Source organism: Streptomyces sp. NPDC060028, assembly GCF_042736725.1.
Classification (GTDB): Bacteria; Actinomycetota; Actinomycetes; order Streptomycetales; family Streptomycetaceae; genus Streptomyces.
Window position 1 is genome coordinate 147,539 of sequence record NZ_JBHWVJ010000003.1, and the last position, 17,308, is coordinate 164,846.

General features: G+C 73.5%; 15 protein-coding genes. 8 read left to right on the plus strand and 7 right to left on the minus strand.

The annotated features are described in order from the left end of the window. Nucleotides 1-19: 19 nt before the first annotated feature. The gene (locus ACFWBF_RS02955) at nt 20-967 is read left to right on the plus strand and encodes an AEC family transporter (protein WP_385594185.1); all 948 of its coding nucleotides are present in this window, start codon (nt 20-22) and stop codon (nt 965-967) included. A gap of 48 nt (nt 968-1,015) precedes the next feature. Continuing rightward, nucleotides 1,016-1,414, plus strand: coding sequence for a hypothetical protein (locus ACFWBF_RS02960; RefSeq protein ID WP_385594188.1), 399 nt, complete (start codon nt 1,016-1,018; stop codon nt 1,412-1,414). Here ACFWBF_RS02960 and ACFWBF_RS02965 read toward each other — a convergent pair. The 4 genes from ACFWBF_RS02965 to ACFWBF_RS02980 all read right to left on the minus strand — a co-directional run bounded on the left by ACFWBF_RS02965 (nt 1,368) and on the right by ACFWBF_RS02980 (nt 6,287). Then, entirely contained in the window at nt 1,368-2,285 is a 918-nt protein-coding gene (locus tag ACFWBF_RS02965; protein ID WP_385594191.1) for a hypothetical protein, read from the minus strand. The genes ACFWBF_RS02960 and ACFWBF_RS02965 overlap by 47 nt on opposite strands. Nucleotides 2,286-2,322: 37 nt before the next feature. Next, nucleotides 2,323-3,888, minus strand: a complete 1,566-nt coding sequence (locus tag ACFWBF_RS02970) for an FAD-binding oxidoreductase (RefSeq protein ID WP_385594194.1) — start codon at nt 3,886-3,888, stop codon at nt 2,323-2,325. Between the two features lie 117 nt (nt 3,889-4,005). Beyond that, nucleotides 4,006-4,674, minus strand: coding sequence for a class I SAM-dependent methyltransferase (locus ACFWBF_RS02975; RefSeq protein ID WP_385594197.1), 669 nt, complete (start codon nt 4,672-4,674; stop codon nt 4,006-4,008). A 53-nt stretch (nt 4,675-4,727) separates the two neighbouring features. After that, nucleotides 4,728-6,287, minus strand: coding sequence for an IucA/IucC family protein (locus ACFWBF_RS02980; protein ID WP_385594200.1), 1,560 nt, complete (start codon nt 6,285-6,287; stop codon nt 4,728-4,730). A gap of 109 nt (nt 6,288-6,396) precedes the next feature. Between ACFWBF_RS02980 and ACFWBF_RS02985 the strand changes: the two genes are divergently transcribed. The 3 genes from ACFWBF_RS02985 (at nt 6,397) to ACFWBF_RS02995 (ending at nt 10,352) form a co-directional block, all read left to right on the plus strand. After that, nucleotides 6,397-7,938: an IucA/IucC family protein gene (locus tag ACFWBF_RS02985; RefSeq protein ID WP_385594202.1), complete on the plus strand. Its 1,542-nt coding sequence runs from the start codon at nt 6,397-6,399 to the stop codon at nt 7,936-7,938. 217 nt (nt 7,939-8,155) lie between these two features. After that, a complete protein-coding gene (locus ACFWBF_RS02990; RefSeq protein ID WP_385594205.1) occupies nt 8,156-9,040 on the plus strand; it encodes a hypothetical protein in 885 nt (294 codons plus the stop codon). A gap of 499 nt (nt 9,041-9,539) precedes the next feature. Next, on the plus strand, nt 9,540-10,352 hold the full coding sequence (locus ACFWBF_RS02995) for a GntR family transcriptional regulator (protein WP_385594208.1): 813 nt from the start codon (nt 9,540-9,542) through the stop codon (nt 10,350-10,352). Between the two features lie 75 nt (nt 10,353-10,427). Here the strand turns inward: ACFWBF_RS02995 and ACFWBF_RS03000 are convergent, their stop codons facing one another. The 3 genes from ACFWBF_RS03000 to ACFWBF_RS03010 all read right to left on the minus strand — a co-directional run bounded on the left by ACFWBF_RS03000 (nt 10,428) and on the right by ACFWBF_RS03010 (nt 13,085). Continuing rightward, nucleotides 10,428-11,990 carry a S8 family serine peptidase gene (locus tag ACFWBF_RS03000; protein WP_385594211.1) on the minus strand — a complete coding sequence of 521 codons (1,563 nt, stop codon included), beginning with the start codon at nt 11,988-11,990 and terminating at the stop codon, nt 10,428-10,430. A gap of 172 nt (nt 11,991-12,162) precedes the next feature. Further along, nucleotides 12,163-12,594: a VOC family protein gene (locus tag ACFWBF_RS03005; protein ID WP_385594214.1), complete on the minus strand. Its 432-nt coding sequence runs from the start codon at nt 12,592-12,594 to the stop codon at nt 12,163-12,165. Between the two features lie 74 nt (nt 12,595-12,668). Then, nucleotides 12,669-13,085 (minus strand): MarR family transcriptional regulator, encoded by a 417-nt coding sequence (locus ACFWBF_RS03010; RefSeq protein ID WP_385594217.1) that lies wholly within the window; start codon nt 13,083-13,085, stop codon nt 12,669-12,671. A 205-nt stretch (nt 13,086-13,290) separates the two neighbouring features. Here ACFWBF_RS03010 and ACFWBF_RS03015 point away from each other — a divergent pair, with 205 nt between their 5' ends. The 3 genes from ACFWBF_RS03015 to ACFWBF_RS03025 all read left to right on the plus strand — a co-directional run bounded on the left by ACFWBF_RS03015 (nt 13,291) and on the right by ACFWBF_RS03025 (nt 17,300). Further along, nucleotides 13,291-14,241, plus strand: coding sequence for a SigB/SigF/SigG family RNA polymerase sigma factor (locus tag ACFWBF_RS03015; RefSeq protein ID WP_385594220.1), 951 nt, complete (start codon nt 13,291-13,293; stop codon nt 14,239-14,241). A 183-nt stretch (nt 14,242-14,424) separates the two neighbouring features. Further along, the gene (locus tag ACFWBF_RS03020; protein ID WP_385594223.1) at nt 14,425-15,504 is read left to right on the plus strand and encodes a glycine betaine/L-proline ABC transporter ATP-binding protein; all 1,080 of its coding nucleotides are present in this window, start codon (nt 14,425-14,427) and stop codon (nt 15,502-15,504) included. Continuing rightward, nucleotides 15,504-17,300: an ABC transporter permease/substrate binding protein gene (locus ACFWBF_RS03025; RefSeq protein WP_385594226.1), complete on the plus strand. Its 1,797-nt coding sequence runs from the start codon at nt 15,504-15,506 to the stop codon at nt 17,298-17,300. The genes ACFWBF_RS03020 and ACFWBF_RS03025 overlap by 1 nt, the downstream gene beginning before the upstream one ends. Nucleotides 17,301-17,308 lie beyond the last annotated feature (8 nt).

Here is a 17,308-nt window from a genome sequence, read left to right on the forward strand (position 1 = left end):
CAACCGGGGAGTCGTAGGCATGGGCGGGGCAGCAGCACTCGAGAAACTGGTGCCGGTTTTCCTGGCCTTCGGCGGCGGGGTGCTGCTCGCACGCCGCAAGATCGTCCCGGCAGAGGCCTCCAAGGTCTTCGCCGACTACGCCTTCCTCTTCGCCGTCCCCTGTTACCTCTTCGGCAACATCTACGCCAGCGACCTCGGCGCCCTCTTCAATTGGCGGGCGATCGGCGGCTACGCGGCGACCGCGGCCCTCGCGGTCGTGGCGGTGGCCCTCGCCGCCACCGCCTACGGCGTACGGGAGCCCCGCGCCGTCGCGCTGCGCGTGATGGCGGGGGTCCAGGTGAACACCGCGTACTTCGCCGTCCCCGTGTTCATCACCTTCTTCGGGACGGCGGCCCCGATCTTCCCGGTGCTGCTGTTCCAGGTGTGCGTGCTGTCCCTCGTCGTCATCGCCATCATGGAACTGGGCCGCTCGGGTCCCGGCGCAGGCGGCCCCGGGCGGCGCCTGGCGCGGGCCGTCGGCGCCTCGCTCGCCACCCCGCTGGTCCTCGCCTGCAATGCGGGGATCCTGCTGAACCTGCTGTCGGTTCACGTCCCGAAGGTGGTCCTGGACGGGGCCGCGTTCGTCGGCGACAGCGCCTCCCCGGTGGCCCTCTTCGCCCTCGGCCTGCACCTGGGCGGCGTCGGCCTCGACCTGCGGGGCACCACCCGCGAGGAGGCCGCCATCCTCGTGTTCAAGTGCCTCGTCTTCCCGCTGCTGGCCTGGGCGGTGTGCGGGGCGCTCTTCGGGGTGCGCGGCGACTGGCTCACCTACCTGGTCCTGATCGCCGCGATGCCGACACCGCAGAACCTCTTCATCTTCGCCCAGCGCTACGACGTGGGCGTGGACCTCTCCGCCTCCATCGTCATCAAGAGTTCGGTGGTCTCCCTCCTGCTGCTGCCGCTCTGGATCCACGCCGTCGGCGCATGAAGCACGGCCGGGCTCGTTCCCCCGGCGCGCCCCGCTCGTTGACCCGGCATGGAGCTGCCGACCATCGCGGCGCCCGGCGTCGGGGAACTGGCCGACGCCGCGGCCGATGCCGCCTGCCACCTCTACGACGCCGTCGCCCCGTGGGGCGCCGCCGCGCCCGGCGGGTGGAGCCGGACCGCCGCCGAGGACGCCGCCGAGGCCGTCGAGACCGCCGCGCACGCGCTCACGTACGCCCATCCGCGCGCCGAGGTGATCCTCGCGCCGGTCCACACCGCCCTCGCGGACCTGCGCCGTCAGCTCGGTCTGGCCCCCGCGGACCCGCTGTCCGCCGACGGGCTCCCGGCGACGCCGCGCTCGGTCGGGAACCCGCGCCGCACCCGCTGGGTCCGCCGGCAGGTACTCATGCCACCCGCGCCCCGGCAACCGCCGTCCGGTACAACTTCCTGATGTCCGCGCCGAAGTAGGAGCTGTACGAGGTGTCGGCCGTGTCCCCGCCCGTCTTCCAGCCGCCGATGACCCCGACCACGTCTCCGGTCTCCGTCCGCGCGTCGTAGTTGGTCAGGAACGGACCGCCGCTGGTCCCGCCGGGGTAGCCGGTGCAGTCGATGCGCAGGAACGATCCGGGGATCCCGGGGTCGGTGCTGGTGAACTTCGTCGTCTTGTTCACGCACAGGCGCGGGCGCGCCGCGGACGCCGGATAGCCGATCAGCGACACCTTCGGCTGGGCGTACGCGGCGCCGGTGACCAGCCGGTTCCCGCCCACCACGTCCTCCACGGGGAAACCGTCGGCGTCCGGCCCGACTTGCGCGAAGGCCACGTCGAGGGTGGCGCCGCGGTCGGCGCCCAGGCTGCGGTAGCGCGGGTCGATCCACACCTTCGACTTCCCGGCCGTGTTCCGCAGGACCGGGAACATCCCGTACGGCTGCGGGTTCTCGGAGGTGTACTGCGGTACGAAGGCCACCTGCCGGGCGTCCGTGCCGAGCAGGCAGTGCGCCGCGCTCAGCACCAGGTCGCGGCCGGGGGAGGCGACGACGCTCGCGGTGCAGAAGTACGCGCCGCCGCCCTTCATGACGAACATCCGGCCGACGACCGGGATGCCGTCGAAGTCCTGCCCGGTTCCGTTGCCGGCCGCGGCCGCCCCGCCACGGGAGATCGGTACCGCGGAAGCCATCCGGTCGGCCGTCCAGAAGGTCTCGGCCTCGCGTGCCGACCAGCGGCTGGTCGGCGGCGGGGCGCTGCCGGCCTCGGCGACCGGCAGGGGTCCACTGGGCAGCAGCAGGGCGGCCGTCGCGGCCGCCACCGTCAACGCACGTCGCATGTCCGTCTCCTCTTCGTCGCGGATCGTGCCCAGGTCCTCAGATGGCCTGGGGGAAGCGGAACAGCCGGTCCGGGTCGTAGGTGCGCCGGACTTCTTCGAGACGGGCGAGGTTCGGCCCGTAGTAGGCCGCGCGCCAGCCGGTGAGCTTCGGGTCGATGTAGTTCTGGTACGCGCTTCCGCTCGCCCAGGGGCGCAGGTCCTGCCAGAGTCCGTCGAGCCAGCCCTGGTGCCGGGCCACCTCGGCGGCCGGCGCGGACTCGGGCCACTGGACGAGGTACTGGGCGAGGAAGGCGCTGTCGCGGTGGACGAAGGCGGTGGCGTCGGCCGCCACCCGGTTCAGCGCGCCGCCGCAGACCCCGTCGAACTGCACCACCCCGAACCCGCCGCACGGCACGCTCCGCGCGTAGCCCCGGACGGCGGCCAGGACCGCGGAGACGGCCGGCTCCGGCAGGCCGCCCGCGGGCCAGAAGTCGGAGCGGGCGGCGTACGATTCGCGGCCGAGCCGGCCCTGCGGACCGTGGCCGGGCAGCGTGCCGGGCAGCCGGCACTGGGCGGCGGTCCGCTCCAGGCAGCCCGACATGGTCCGTACGGTGTCGCCGTAGCTCCGGACGTCGAGCCGGCGCTCCCGCGCCGGACGCCCGACCAGGTCGGACAGGCGGGTCAGCTGCTCCTCCAGCTCGCGGCGCCCGTCGAGGCAGACCACCCGGACGGCGGGAACCGGGGCCGGACCGCCGTCGAGGGCGAACTCGACCTGGCTCCAGAACGGATCGGGCAGCCCGGCCAGCCAGCGCTGCCAGCCGCGCAGCACCGCCGGGGAGTCGCCGTCGGCCCAGTGGAGCTCCGCGAAGGCGCAGTCGGCGACCGGGTGCGCGCGGAAGCGGAACTCGGTGGTCACCGCGAAATTGCCGCCCCCGCCGCCGCGCAGGGCCCAGTGGAGGCCGGGATCCCGGTCGGGCCCGATCTCGCGGACGACCCCGTCGGGGGTCACCGTGGTCGCGCCGGTGAGCTGGTCCGCGGTGGCGCCGTAGGCCCTGGACAGCAGGCCCAGCCCGCCGCCGAGGGCGAGGCCCGCGATCCCCACGGAGGGACACAGGCCGGTCGGGACCGCCAGGCCGCGCCCGGCGAGGGCGGCGTTGAGGTCGCCGAGCCGGGCCCCCGCGCCGATCCGTACCTCGGAGCCGGAGCCGGAGCCGGAGCCGGAGCCGGAGCCGGAGCCGGTACCGGAACCTGCGTCGACCGACACCGCGGCCATGGCCCCGACGTCGATCACGAGCCCGGCGGCGACGGTGGACCAGCCGGCATAGCCGTGGCCGCCGCCGCGCGGCACCACCGCCGCGGCCGAGCGGCGGGCGAAGTCCAGGCAGACGGCCACGTCCCCGGCGTGCGCCGGGTAGGCCACGGCGCCCGGCGCGACGGCGTCGTAGCGGGGCTGGAAGAGCCGGCGCGCCTCGGCGTAGTCCCGGTCGCCGGGCACCACCACCCGCCCGTCGAGCGCGCGCGCCAGCGCCCCGAAGTCCGGGCCCCGGAGCCGGGGAGCCGCGCCGAGGGTGGCGAGGACGGCCGCGGTGGCGCTGGTGAGGACCTGGCGGCGGTGGAGGCGCATGCCTCCTTCCTGCCACCGCGGCGGGCGATCGGGGGGAAGGCGGGCCCACACGGGCCGAGTTGCCCCCCGAACGGCCGATCCCGGGCCGCCCTGGCGGCCGTACAGCCGATTATCTGCCTACCGGCCGGGTTTGCGCGCCAGGATGAAGCCCTGCGGGGACTTCTCGTGCGCGTCGGGCTCCCGGACGAGCCGTGCCGTCTCGGCAAGCCCGGCCGCGGCCAGCAGTTCGGCGATCCGCTCGGGCGGTGTCCAGTGCACGTCGAGGTCGACGGGGTGCCCGTAGGCGTGCTCCAGCCGGTTCTGCGCGTCACCCGCCTCGAAGGCGATCAGGGCATGACCGCCGGGCGCCAGCACGCGCGCGAACTCGGCGAACAGGGGGAGCAGTTCGCCCGGCGGGGTGTGGACGGTGGAATACCAGGCGAGGACCCCGCCCAGGACCCCGTCCGCGATGTCCAGCGCGGCCATCGAGCCGACCTCGAAGCGCAGCCCGGGGTAGGTCCGGCGGGCCACGGCCACCATCGCCGGGGACAGGTCGACGCCGAAGGCGCGTACGCCGAGCCCGTCGAGGTGCGCCGTCACGCGGCCGGGACCGCAGCCCAGGTCCGCGACCGCGCGGCCGCCGGTCCCGCCCGGACGGCCCTCGCCGCGCACGCACTCGGCGAAGGCGGCCAGCATGGCGCGGTCCAGTGGCTTGCCGGCCAGTTCCGCGCCGAGCAGCCGGGCGTAGTCGACCGCGACGGCGTCGTAGGACGCCCGTACGGCGTGCAAGTACGAGGTCTCTGTCATGCCCCTGAAAGTAGCCCGCTCCCCGCCCGGAGTCGGCACCCGTCAGGCAAAAGTCACATGACCGCCAGCGGATTGGGCAGCTCCGCCCACTGGTCGCCCGGCACACCGGGGCTCAGCCGCATCAGTGTGAGCGCCTTGGTGGGCAGCGGCCCGGTCAGCAGCGCCTCCGTGTCGGCGGTGGGCGCCAGGCCCGCCGTCGCCCGCGCGAGATCCTCCCCGAGCGCGGCCGCCGAGCCCGCCGTGGAGCCGAGCGCGCCGGCCACCAGGGACCCGAACAGCTTGCGCCGCAGCACGCCCACGTCGTCGTTGATCAGCCGGCCGGACAGCGGCGGCACCGGCAGGCCGTGGCCCGCGAGCCGGTAGGGGCTGATCCGGACGTCGGCGAGGTCGCGGTAGACGAGCCGCAGCGGGGCGCCGGCGGGGGAGAGGACCACCAGCAGGTTCTGGCCGTGGGCCTCCAGCGCCACCCCGAGGTCCAGCAGCCGCAGGCCCACGCCGAGCGCCAGCCGGGCCAGCTCGGCCCGCCAGGCCGCGGAGCCGGCGTACGGGGTGGCGGCCAGCGCGCCCAGGGGCACCACGCTCTCGCCCGCCGCGGCGTCCGCGAAGGCCTCGGGAGGCTCGCGGAGCACCGCCGCCAGGTCCGGGCCGTGGGCGCCGGCCGCACCCAGGGTGCGGGTGAAGTGCAGCCGGCCGTCGAGCCGTCCGGCCAGGGCCTGTGCGAAGTCGGACAGCGCGGCCGCCGTCTCGACGGAGTAGCCGGAGATGTCCCGTACGGAGGAGGTCAGCCGGGCGCTGAGCGCGGTCTTGACGTGCGGGCCGCCCCCGGCGGGCGCCAGCGTGCGCAGTGCCATCAGCGGATGCGCCTCGAACCCGGGCCGCACCTCCTCGCCCTTCAGCACGTGCTCGGCCTGCCACGGGTGCACCGGTACGAGGATCCGCCCGCCGTCGCGCAGGTGGTCCGGCCACTCCCCGGTGACCAGGCACTCCTCGGCCCGTACGGCGACCAGCCCGAGCTCGACCAACGGCCGGTGCTCGGGCCCGTACGCCAGCTGCTCGGCCACCGAGAAACCGGGGCGGGAGCGGCAGTTGGGGTGGTACGGGTGCCCGTCGACCACCCGTTGCTCCCACTCCCAGGTGGTCGCGGGCGGCGGCTGCGAAGCGCGCCCGGAACCTGGCTGCCCGGCCCGGGAGAGCGCCAGGGACGCGGTACTGCCGTCCAGCTCGGCGGCGAACCCCGCACCGGACACTGCCCCGAGCGGGTCCCCGGGCGGCCCCCCGAGCGCCGCCATCAGCCGGGCCGCCTGCCGGTAGGGCTTTCCGTCCAGCAGCAGCTCGCTGACGTACGGCCCGGTCGCGTAGGGATCCGGCAGCGGTCCCTCCAGCCGCGCGCCCCCGGCCAGGACCAGCACGAGGCTGTCGGCCCCCCGCTCCCGACGCGCCACCCATGGCAGCGGATCGAAGGCGAGCCCCCGCCACAGCCGGGTCAGCACGGCGGCCCGCGCTCCGGGGAGCGCGCCGGCGTACGCGCCCGCGAGGGAGGGGCGTACGCCGTCCAGCTCGGCGGCGACACCCTCCTCGGCGGGGGAGGCGGGCGGGGAGTCGGGGACGTGCACACGGGGGTTCAGGGCCCTGTTCCTCTCACGGAAGCGAATGATCACCTCATCATCGCGGATACTGAAGATCACGGCCGGTGGCACGCCCCGCGCACCTCCGGCGCTCCGGATGTACCGAATGGAACCAGTGGACCTCAACGCCGCCGCCGACGCCTACGCCGCAGCCCCGTTGCTGAGCTGCCTCCTGCGGGAGGCCGCCGAACCCGACGGGACCGGCGCCTACCGGTTGCGCGGCAGCGGGAGACTGCTGCGGGTGCACGGCGCCCGCAGGCCCTCCCGCCCCGAACTGCGCACGGCGGACGGCTGGCAGCCGCTCAGCCACACCGAACTCGTCAAACTCACCTCCGACGAACTGCGCGAATACACCGGGGTTTCCAACGACGAGCTGCCGATCGAGATCACCGACAGCCGGGAAACCATCGCGGCGCTGCTGACCGCCCGCGCCGCGGCCACGCCGGCGGCCGACCCGTACGTGCTGTCCGAGCAGTCCCTGGTCATGGGGCACCCGCACCACCCGGCCCCCAAGGCCCGCGGCGGGGCGCCCGCCGGGAGCTGGCTGCCGTACGCGCCCGAGGCCCACGCCCGGTTCCCGCTGGTCTTCCTGGGCCTGCGCGAGGACCAGGCGGCCGAGGAGGGCGGCCCGGCCGCCGGCGCCGCGGTCGACTCGCTCGCCGAGGCCCTCGACGGCCCGCGCGCCCCCGCCGGGTACCGGCTCCTGCCGGCCCACCCCTGGCAGCTCGACCTGGTCGGGTGCCGGCCGGGGGTGCGCGAGGCCTTCGAGGACGGGCGGCTGCTGCGGCTGGGGACCGGCCGGCTGCCGGTCTGGCCGACCGCCTCGATCCGGACGGTGTACGTGCCCGGCGGGGCCGCCGACCTGTTCGTGAAGTTCAGCCTCGACGTGCGGATCACCAACGACGTGCGCCGGCTGTGGCGGCACGACCTGCTGAAACTGCGTCGGACGGGCGAGGCCGTCGAGGCGGGCTTCGCGGATCTGCGCCGGTCGGGATCGAATGCCGGCTGGCTGGCCGACCGCGGCTACCGCACCGCCGCCTTCGCCTTCGAGGAGCTGGCGGTGCTGGTGCGCGACGGCCTGAGCGGACACCGGGAGCCCGGGACCACCCCGCTGCTGGCCGCCGCGCTCGCCGAGGGCTTCCCGGGCAGTCCGCTGGAGAACACCGCCGACCCCGCCGGGTGGTGGCGGGCGTACCTGCGCCAGGTGGTGCCGCCGGTGCTGGACCTGTTCGCCCGGCACGGCATCGTCCTGGAGGCCCACCTCCAGAACGCCCTGGTCGCCGTCGACGCCGAGGGCATGCCGGTGCAGGCCCTCTTCCGGGACGCGGAGGGCGTGAAACTCCTGGCGGACCTGCCGCGCGAGGCCGCCTGGCAGCGGCTGGTCTACTGCCTGGTCGTCAACCACCTGACCGAGATCGCGGGCGCCCTCGCGGAACACCACCCGGACATCGCCGCCGACCTGTGGCCGGCGGCCCGCGAGGAGTTCCTGCGCTACGACGCGGCGCGGCCCCTGCCCGAGATCGCGGCCCTGCTCGACGCCCCCTCCCTGCCGGCCAAGACCAACCTCCTGCTGCGCTGGACCCGCGCCGACGGCGCGGACGCCCGGTACCTGCCGCTCCCCAACCCCCTGCGGAGCTGATCCGTCTCCCCCGGGCGGGGGAGACGGATGGCTCTGGTGGGGGAGGCGGCGGGGCGAGGTGCCGTTCGAGGATGGGATTCCTGCTGATGGAAGGGGAGTCCTGGTGGAGCGGTGGGAGCGGCGGCAGCGGTGGGATCGGTGGGATCGGGTCGGGCGGAGAGGGGCGTACGGGGCGGCGCTGGCACTGTCGCCGTACCTGTTGATCAAGGTGTCGTGGGTGATCGGCGCGCTCCTCGGGGTGCTGCCCGTCGGCCGCGGGTTCGGCATGGCGGAGTGGGTGGTGCTCAACACCGTCACGATCGGCATGGCGGCGATCGGGATCGGGCTGTCGCTCGCGCTCGTGCGGCCGTGGGGGATGCGGATACCGGGGGCGCTGGTCGCGTTCTGCGCCTGGGTGGGGTCGGGGTTCCTCGTCTCGGTACTGCCGTTCGGCTTGATCGGTGCGTTCCTGGGTGCCGAGGGCGGTTCACCGGAGGGTGGCGGTGGCGAGGATCCGGCCATGCCGTTCTGGGAGGCCGTGCTCGTCCAGTTCGGCTTCGTCGGGATGGGGCTGGGCCTCGCCCTCGCGGTCCCCGCGTACCTGTGGCGTCGTTGGCCGGGAGCGTTCGCCGGACGCCTCGGGGACGGTCCGCGCACGAAGCCGCCGTGGGCGGCCGCCCTCGGCGCGGCGGTCGGCCTGGTCTGGCTCTACTGGGCGGCCGGCGGCAGCGTGGGAATCGCGCACCCGGCCGAGCGGACCACTGACGGATACGTGCTCGGAGCCGTCGGCGGCTTCTGGGCGCTGGCCGGATCCGCCGCCGTCTGGGCGGTCGCCCGGGCGCGCCCTCCCCGGTGGCCCCGCTGGCTGCCCCTGGTCTTCGGCTGGGTCGGGTCGGGCTCGCTGTTCGCGTGGAGCGGCTGGAAGCTGCCGATCATGGCCTACGTGGCGCTGGCGGACCCTGCCGAATTCACCCCGCCGGAGCATCCGGTCGTCGCGGTGGCGCTGAATCTCGCGGCCGTGGTGGCGGGCGCGGCGATGCTGCGGATACTCGTCCGTACGCGCGTCCGGCCCGCCGTCGCGGGTCAGGTGGATTCGGTGTCGTGGTCCACCACCGTGGAATGATCTTCCACCGTGTGTCCGACCGTTCCGCGGCCGCCCGTGGCGAGGGTCCGGCCGCCTGTCATACGGGAGTTGCCCGCCACGGTGTGCCGAACGCTCGGGCGACCGGTGGCCCCGGCACGCCCCGGCGGACAGCCAGGCCCGGACTGCCGCGATCGCCACGCACAGGACCAGCCCGGCGACGGGGGCCCAACCGAGCTGTGTGGTCAGCAAGCTGGTCGGTACACCTCCGACGCCTCCGACGACCACGGAAGCGGCGGCATTTGCACGGCGAATGGACCCCTTCGCCGAACTCCTCGCGGCCGCGGGGAAGCGCCGACGGGCGGGGCCAGTTCTGTGTCCGGTCCGGGTCGCCCATCACGGTGGTCAGCGCCACCGCGCGGGGTACGGGTTCCGGCCAAACAGGGCGGGTTGCCCGGGGCCGCCTGGCAACAGGTATAGACCAATGCTACGTTGGTCGGGCAGACCGCGCAGTCCTTGACCACCCGTCAGAGGAGAAGCCATGCCCTCCCCCGCGCGGGGCGGCGGCCCGGCCGCCACGCCCAAGTACCAGCGGATCGCAGCGGCGTTGCGCCGCGAACTCGACCGCACCGCCCACACCCCCGGCAGCCGGCTGCCCTCCGAGCGCAGCCTCGCCGCCCGTTACCAGGTCAACCGGCAGACCATCAGGGCCGCCCTCCAGAACCTGCGCGAGGACGGCCTCGTCGTCACCGGCCGCCGCGGCACCCGGTCCGCGCCCGCGGCCCGGATCTCGCAGCTCCCGCAGACCGGGCAGACCCCGCAGCACATCCCGCCGGTCCCGCCGGCACCCGACGCCGCAACCCGGGCCGCGGCCGCCCCCGCCGCGGCCCCCACCCAGAGCTGGCTGACGCTCGTCAGCGTGGCGCCCTCCCTCGCCGCCCTGCTCGGCATGCGCGGCGGCGACCGCACCCTCGTCCACCACCACCGCGAACTCGGCCCGGCCGGCGAGATCCTCCAGCACGCCGTGACGTACCTCAGCCCGCATCCCGTCGCCGTGACGCCCGAACTGGCCCGCTACCGCGACCGCGCGGCCGCGCCCGTCCGGGACGAGGACCTGCGCCCCCTGCGCCACTGGCTGGAGCGGTCCGCGGCGGCCGGGCGCGTCGCCGAGACCATCACCATGACCCGTACCAGCCACCCGCCGGCCGCCACCCCCGCCGCCGGGCTCTCCGTACGGCGCACCCTGCACGACACCACCGGGCGGCTGCTCGCCGTCACCGACCTCGCCTTCCCCACCTGGGACCGGCTGACCTTCCACCGGGACCGCCCGGCCCCGGGGTTCCTCGTCACCTGACACCCCGACGGCTGCCCGGTGGCCCGTCAGGGCGAGGGGTCGGGTGGCGTGCCCTGAGCGCGGGGGCGGGAGGACTCAGAACCGCAGGGACCACGAGTCGATGTAGCCGGTGTTCCCGGCCCGGGTGTCGAACACCCGCAGTTTCCAGACTCCGTTCGCGGTCTCGGACGAGGCGTTGACGGCGAGGACCACGCGGTAGTCCGTGGTGATCCAGTTGTCCCACTCGTCCTTGACGGGATAGGCGGTGCCGTCCGGGGCGATCACATCGATCCGCAGGTCCCCGACGTCCGGATGCCTGATGTCGATCTGCACGTCGAGATCGGCCGGGGCGCGGCCGGACACCCCGCTGACGGTGACGGGGGAGTCGACGGTCGCCAGATCGGCAACGGGGCGGTCGGTGGTGTTGGCGAAGCGCTTGCCCGGCGGCCGCTGCGTCGTACCGCTCACGTTGAGCAGCCGGTCGGTGGTTCCCGGGCCCGCGTCGATGACGGATCCGGTGCCGGCCGTCGAGGTGAGGGCGGCGGCCACCTGGGCCGGGGTCGCCGTGCGGTGGGTGGAGAGGTAGAGGGCGGCCGCGCCGGTGACGTGCGGGGTGGCCATGGAGGTGCCCGACATGGTCGTGTACCAGTCGTCGGAGAAGTACGCGGCCGAGGTGATGGAGTCGCCGGGGGCGAACAGGTCGACCAGCGGCCCGTAATTGGAGTACTCGGACCGGTGGTCGAACTCGCCTATGGCCCCGACGGTCAGCGCCGTCGACACCCGGGCGGGCGAATGGCCCGAGGCGTCGATGTTCTGGTTGCCCGCGGCGACGGCGTAGGTGATGCCGGAGGCGATGGAGCCCCTGACCGCCGCGTCCAGGACCTCGTCGGGGTCTCCGCCCAGGCTCATGTTCACGACCGCCGGCTTCACCGCGTTGCGGGTCACCCAGTCGATTCCGGCCACCACCTGCTCCGTCGTGCCGGAGCCCGTGTAGTCGAGCACCCGGACCGCGACGATCTTCGCCTGCTTGGCCACCCCGTGCGTGGTGCCCGCGACGGTCCCGGCGACGTGCGTGCCGTGGCCGTGGTCGTCTTCCGCGGTCATGTCGTCGTCGATGGCGTCGTAGCCGTAGGAGGCGCGCCCGCCGAAGTCCTCGTGCGTGATGTGCACCCCGGTGTCGACGACGTAGACGCTCACCCCCTGCCCGGCCGAGTCCGGGTACGTGTACTGGGTGTCCAGCGGCAGACGTCGCTGGTCGATGCGGGCCAGGCCCCACGAGGGCGGGTCGGGCTGGGTGGCGTCGAGCTTGAGCGTCCGGTTCTGTACGACTTCGGTGACGGCCGGGTCGGCGGCGAGGCGCCGGGCCTGGCGCTGCGTCATCCGGGCGGAGTAGCCGTTCAGCGCGGACCCGTACGTGCGGCGGACGCTGCCCCCGAATCGCTCGACCACCGCGCGGCCCTGATCGGTACGGGAGTTCGCGCGGGCCGGGTCGAGTACGACGAGATAGCTGCCCGGGACGGAATTCGGCGCCCCGGCGTAGCGGACGGAACCCTCCGGCGGAGCGGCGGCCGAGGCTCCGGTCTGGGAGCCGAGCGCGAGCGCGGCGGACAGGGCCAGCAGGGCGCCGCAGCGCCGCCATAAGTGCGGTCTCGTAGTCATGCGGCCAAGGCTGCGGCCGCTGCCGCCGAGGGCACAAGGGGGCCCGGGACGCGTGGGAACAGGAGGGAAGGGAGGGGCAGAAGCGGTGGAAGGGGGCGGCGGAGACGGCCGGGATCGCCGAGACGGCCGGGGCCGTCGGGACCTACGGGATCGCTCGCTGTCCTGCTGCCGCTCAGCGCTCCGACAGCTCGGAGGGGGCCTCCTGGACCACCCAGCCGTTGCCGTCCGGGTCCTCGAAGGACATGAACGAGTTCCAGGTCTCGCCCTTGCCGTCCTCCCAGCCCGTCGCGCCGACGCGGCGGACCGGGGAGACGTCCACACCCCGGTCCACCAGTTCCCGGCGGGCCGCCTCGATGTCGGTGACGCAGAGCTGGAGTCCCTGCAGCGTGCCCGGCGCCATCACCTTCATGCCGGGCGCCGCGGGCATCCCCTCGAGCATCGCGATCGAACACCGCGAGCCGGGCGGGGTCAGCTGGATGACGCGCATCCCGGGGGCGACCTCGTCGTCGACGTCGACCTTGAAGCCGGCCTTGTCGGCGTAGAACTCCTTCGCGCGGTCGAGGTCGGTGACGGGGACCGGGATGACTTCGAGTGTCCAGTTCATGGGGATACCGTCGCCCACGAAGTCACCGCCGCGCGCCCCGAAACGCCAGGCCGGGCCGAACTCGTCCGCCGCCGTCAGTCGGCGGCGAGGCCCGGGACGGATTGCGGGACGGATTGCGGGACGGATTGCGGGACAGGTCCGGGGCCAGGTCCGGGGGCCGGCTCGGGAGCCGAGTCCGCGACCGCGTCCAGGCCCAGCATGTCCAGGGCTTCGGATTCCTCCGTGCCCGCCGGGAGGTCGGGCGAGCTCGCGGTGGCGGGGACGCCGGTCAGGAGGGCGAGGAGGCCGGCCACCTGGACCCCGGCCTCGGCGGGGTGCCGGAACACCGCGCCCGAGGAGATCTCGTAGCGGTTGCGCCGGCCGTCGCGGACGCGCCGCAGATATCCGTCCGACTCCAGGTCCGTGACGATCGTCTGGACGGTCCGCTCGGTGAGCGCGCACGTCTGCGCGACATCCCGGAGCCGCACGGCCGGGTCCCGGGCGATGCTCACCAGAACGCGTGCGTGATTTGTAAGGAATGTCCAGTTTTCGCGACTTGCATTGCTCCCCATGCGGTCATGATGCGATACACGATTCACGTGATGCAAGACGTGAAACAGCTTTCCGGTAATTCTTGACGTACGAGCAGAAGAAGGCCACCATCTACGGCAGTCAAGGTCCCGCGCCGCAAGCCGACAAGCCCAAGGAGCGAACCCCATGCCGGTACCCGCCCCCTCCTCCCATACCGCCGACCCCCGCACCGACGCCGCCGTCCTGCCCGGCCCCCGCCGGAGCGCCGAGGCGCTCGCCCTCAGCGCGGGCCTGCCCCGGATCGACGAGCCCCGTGAGGTGGCCCCCGCCGACGCCAGGGAGCTGTCGAGGGTCTTCTTCCGGCGGCTGCATGAACTCACCGAGGGCACCCCGGAGTATCGCTACGTCCGCAACACGCTGATCGAGATGAACGCCTCACTCGTCCAGTACGCCGTCCGCCGCTTCCGCGGCCGAGCCGCCGGCGACGTCAGTGCCGGCGGCGAGATCGAGGACATCGTCCAGGTCGGCACCATCGGTCTGATCAAGGCCATCGACCGGTTCGACCCGGCCCGCGAGACCGAGTTCTCCACCCTCGCCATGCCGTACATCACAGGCGAGATCAAACGGCACTTCCGCGACACGACCTGGGCGGTGCGCGTCCCGCGCCGCCTGCAGGAACTGCGCATCGACATCGCCAAGGCGAAGGAGGAGCTGACCGCGACGCTCGACCGCTCGCCGACGGTCGCCGACCTCGCGGCGCACCTCTCCCTCACGGAGGAGGAGGTCGTCGAGGGGCTCGTCGCCGCCAACGGACACACCAGCGGCTCCCTGGACGCCCCCCAGGCCGAGCACGGCGACCACCCCTCCGAGGGCCACACCCTCGCGGACGTGCTGGGTGAGGAGGAGCCGGCGCTGGAGCGCGTCGAGGACATCCAGACCCTCGCGCCGCTGCTCGGACAGCTCACCGACCGGGAGCGCACCATGCTGCGGATGCGCTTCGGCGACGAGCTGACCCAGGCCCAGATCGGCGACGCGCTCGGCATCTCGCAGATGCAGGTGTCCCGGCTCCTCACGCGCCTCCTCGCGCACCTTCGCTCCTCGATGCTGGAGGACGCGCAACACCCGCAGTCGGCGTGAGGTGGGTCACCTTCGCGTTTGCTGAGGTTAATACCGGGCACTGGCGCCAATGGAGCGGAACCACGTCCTCCGGCCAAAACGGCCGGAGGACGTGGCGCGCACGGGCAGATCCCGTACCGCTCCACGGCCCTCCGGTCGCTTTGCGACCGGAGATCCGTTCCCGGTACGACCCGCGAGGTGTATGTGTCCACGCTCCAGGCCGAGCACGTGTACAAGGTGTTCGGAAGACGCCCCGACGACCTGACGGCCGCGGTCCGCGCGCTCCAGAGCGGCACCTGCCGCGACGAGCTGCGCGCCGACGGAACGACGGCCGCTGTGATCGACGCCACCTTCCGCGTCGAGCCCGGCCAGATCTTCGTCGTCATGGGCCTGTCGGGATCGGGCAAGTCGACGCTGCTGCGCATGCTCAACGGACTGCTCGAGCCCACCTCGGGACGCATCCTCTTCGACGGCCAGGACCTCACCGCGCTCACGCCGCGTGAACTGCGCCACGTACGGTCCACCAAGATCAGCATGGTCTTCCAGCACTTCGCGCTGTTCCCGCACCGCGACGTCCTCGCCAACGCCGCATACGGTCTGGAGGTCCAGGGCGTCCCCCGGGCCGAGCGCGAACGGCGCGCCGCCGAGGCGCTGGCGCTGTGCGGGCTCGGCGGCTGGGAGACGTCCTGGCCCGACGAGCTCTCCGGCGGCATGCAGCAGCGCGTCGGCCTCGCCCGCGCGCTGGCCACCGACGCCGACCTGCTGCTGATGGACGAGTCCTTCAGCGCCCTCGACCCGCTGATCCGGCGAGACATGCAGGACCAGCTGCTGGAACTCCAGAAGCGGCTCAAGAAGACCATCGTGTTCATCACCCACGACCTGAACGAGGCCATGCGCCTCGGCGACGGGATCGCGGTGATGCGCGACGGACGGATCGTCCAGCAGGGCACGGCCGAGGACATCCTCACCCGCCCCGCCGATGACTACGTCGCCTCCTTCATCCAGGACGTCGACCGCTCGCGCGTCCTGACGGCCGAAGCCGTCATGGACGAGCCCGATGCCCCCGCCCAGGGGGCCGCGGCTGCCGACGCCTGCGGCTGTCCGACCGTCAGCCCCGAAACCCCGCTCGCCGACCTCTGCGCGATCAGCGCCCGGGTCCCGCACCCGGTCGCCGTCACCGACGAGGACGGCTCCGTCGTCGGCTCCGTGACCCAGGACCGCCTCGTCGCCTTCATCGGCGACGAACAGCGGCCCCCGATGGCCTGCACGGAGGTGGCAGCCTGATGCCCCGCCTGCCACTCGGCGCCTGGGTCGACAGCGCCGTCGACTTCCTCCAGCGCCACCTGTCCTGGCTGTTCGACGCCATCAGCACGATCGTCACCGGGCTCTACGACGGCATCGAGACCGTGCTGTCCGCGCCCTCGCCGCTGCTCTTCGCCGGCATCCTCGCCGTCGCCGCCTGGTATCTGCGCGGACTCCTCGCCGGCCTGCTGGCCTTCGCGGGCTTCGCGCTGGTCGACTCCGTCGGCCTGTGGCAAGACGCCATGTCCACGCTCTCGCTGGTCCTGGTCGCCACCCTCGTCACGCTGGCCTTCGCGGTCCCGACAGGCATCCGGGCCTCGCGCTCCGACCGGGTCAGCGCCGCCCTGCGGCCCGTCCTGGACTTCATGCAGACCATGCCGGCCATGGTCTACCTCATCCCCGGCATCATCTTCTTCGGGGTGGGCGTGGTGCCCGGCATCATCGCGACGATCATCTTCTCGCTGCCCCCGGGCGTACGGATGACCGAGCTCGGCATCCGCCAGGTCGACGCCGAACTCGTCGAGGCCGCCGAAGCCTTCGGCACCACCCCGCGCGACACGCTCGTGCGCGTCCAGCTCCCGCTGGCCCTGCCCACCATCATGGCGGGCATCAACCAGGTCATCATGCTGGGCCTGTCCATGGTCGTCATCGCCGGCATGGTCGGCGGCGGCGGACTCGGCGGCGCCGTCTACCGCGCCATCGGCAGCGTCGACATCGGCCTCGGCTTCGAGGCGGGCATCTCCATCGTCATCCTCGCCATGTACCTGGACCGGATGACCGGGGCGCTGGGCCGCCAGGTCTCCCCGCTCGGCCGCCGCTCCCTCGCCAAGGCACGGTCCGCCGCGACCGGCGTCACCCGGCTGTGGAACCACCGCCCCCAGCCCGCCTACGCCGTCACCGGAGCCGTCGTGCTCGCCCTCGTCGCCGGCGGCCTGAACGCCTTCGGCGGCGCCGGCCGGACCGATGCGAGCGCCGCCGGCGCCGACGACGTCGGCAAGGGCCGCAAGGTCAGCATCGGCTACATCCCGTGGGACGAGGGAATCGCCTCCACCTTCCTGTGGAAGGAGCTCCTGGAGCGCCGCGGATACCAGGTCGAGGCCCGGCAACTGGAGCTGGGCGCCCTCTTCACCGGCCTCGCGGGCGGCCAGGTCGACTTCCAGACCGACGCCTGGCTGCCGGTCACCCAGTCCGAGTACTGGAAGAAGTACGGGAACAAGCTCGACGACCTCGGCGCCTGGTACGGCCCCACCTCCCTCGAACTGTCGGTCCCGTCCTACATGAAGGACGTGAAGTCCCTCGCCGACCTCAAGGGCAGGAGCGGCGAGTTCAAGGGCCGGATCATCGGCATCGAGCCCAGCGCGGGCGCGATGGGGATCCTGAAGGACAAGATCCTGCCGGAGTACGGCCTCGACGGCGAGTACAAGGTCGTCGACGGCTCCACCCCGGGCATGCTCGCCGAGCTCAAGCGCGCCTACGCGAAGCAGGAGCCCATCGTGACGGTGCTCTGGTCGCCGCACTGGGCGTACGCCTCGTACGACCTGCACAAGCTGGAGGACCCCAAGGGCGCCTGGGGCAAGGGCGACGGCATCCACACCGTCGCGCGCAAGGGCTTCGCCGCCGACGAACCGCGCGTGGCCGACTGGCTGCGCTCGTTCAAGCTCACCGAGGCCCAGCTGACCGGCCTGGAGGCAAAGATCCAGGAATCGGGCAAGGGCAAGGAACAGCAGGCGGTCCGCGCCTGGCTGGCCGAGCACCCGGAGGTCGACAAACTCGCCTGAGCCGACCG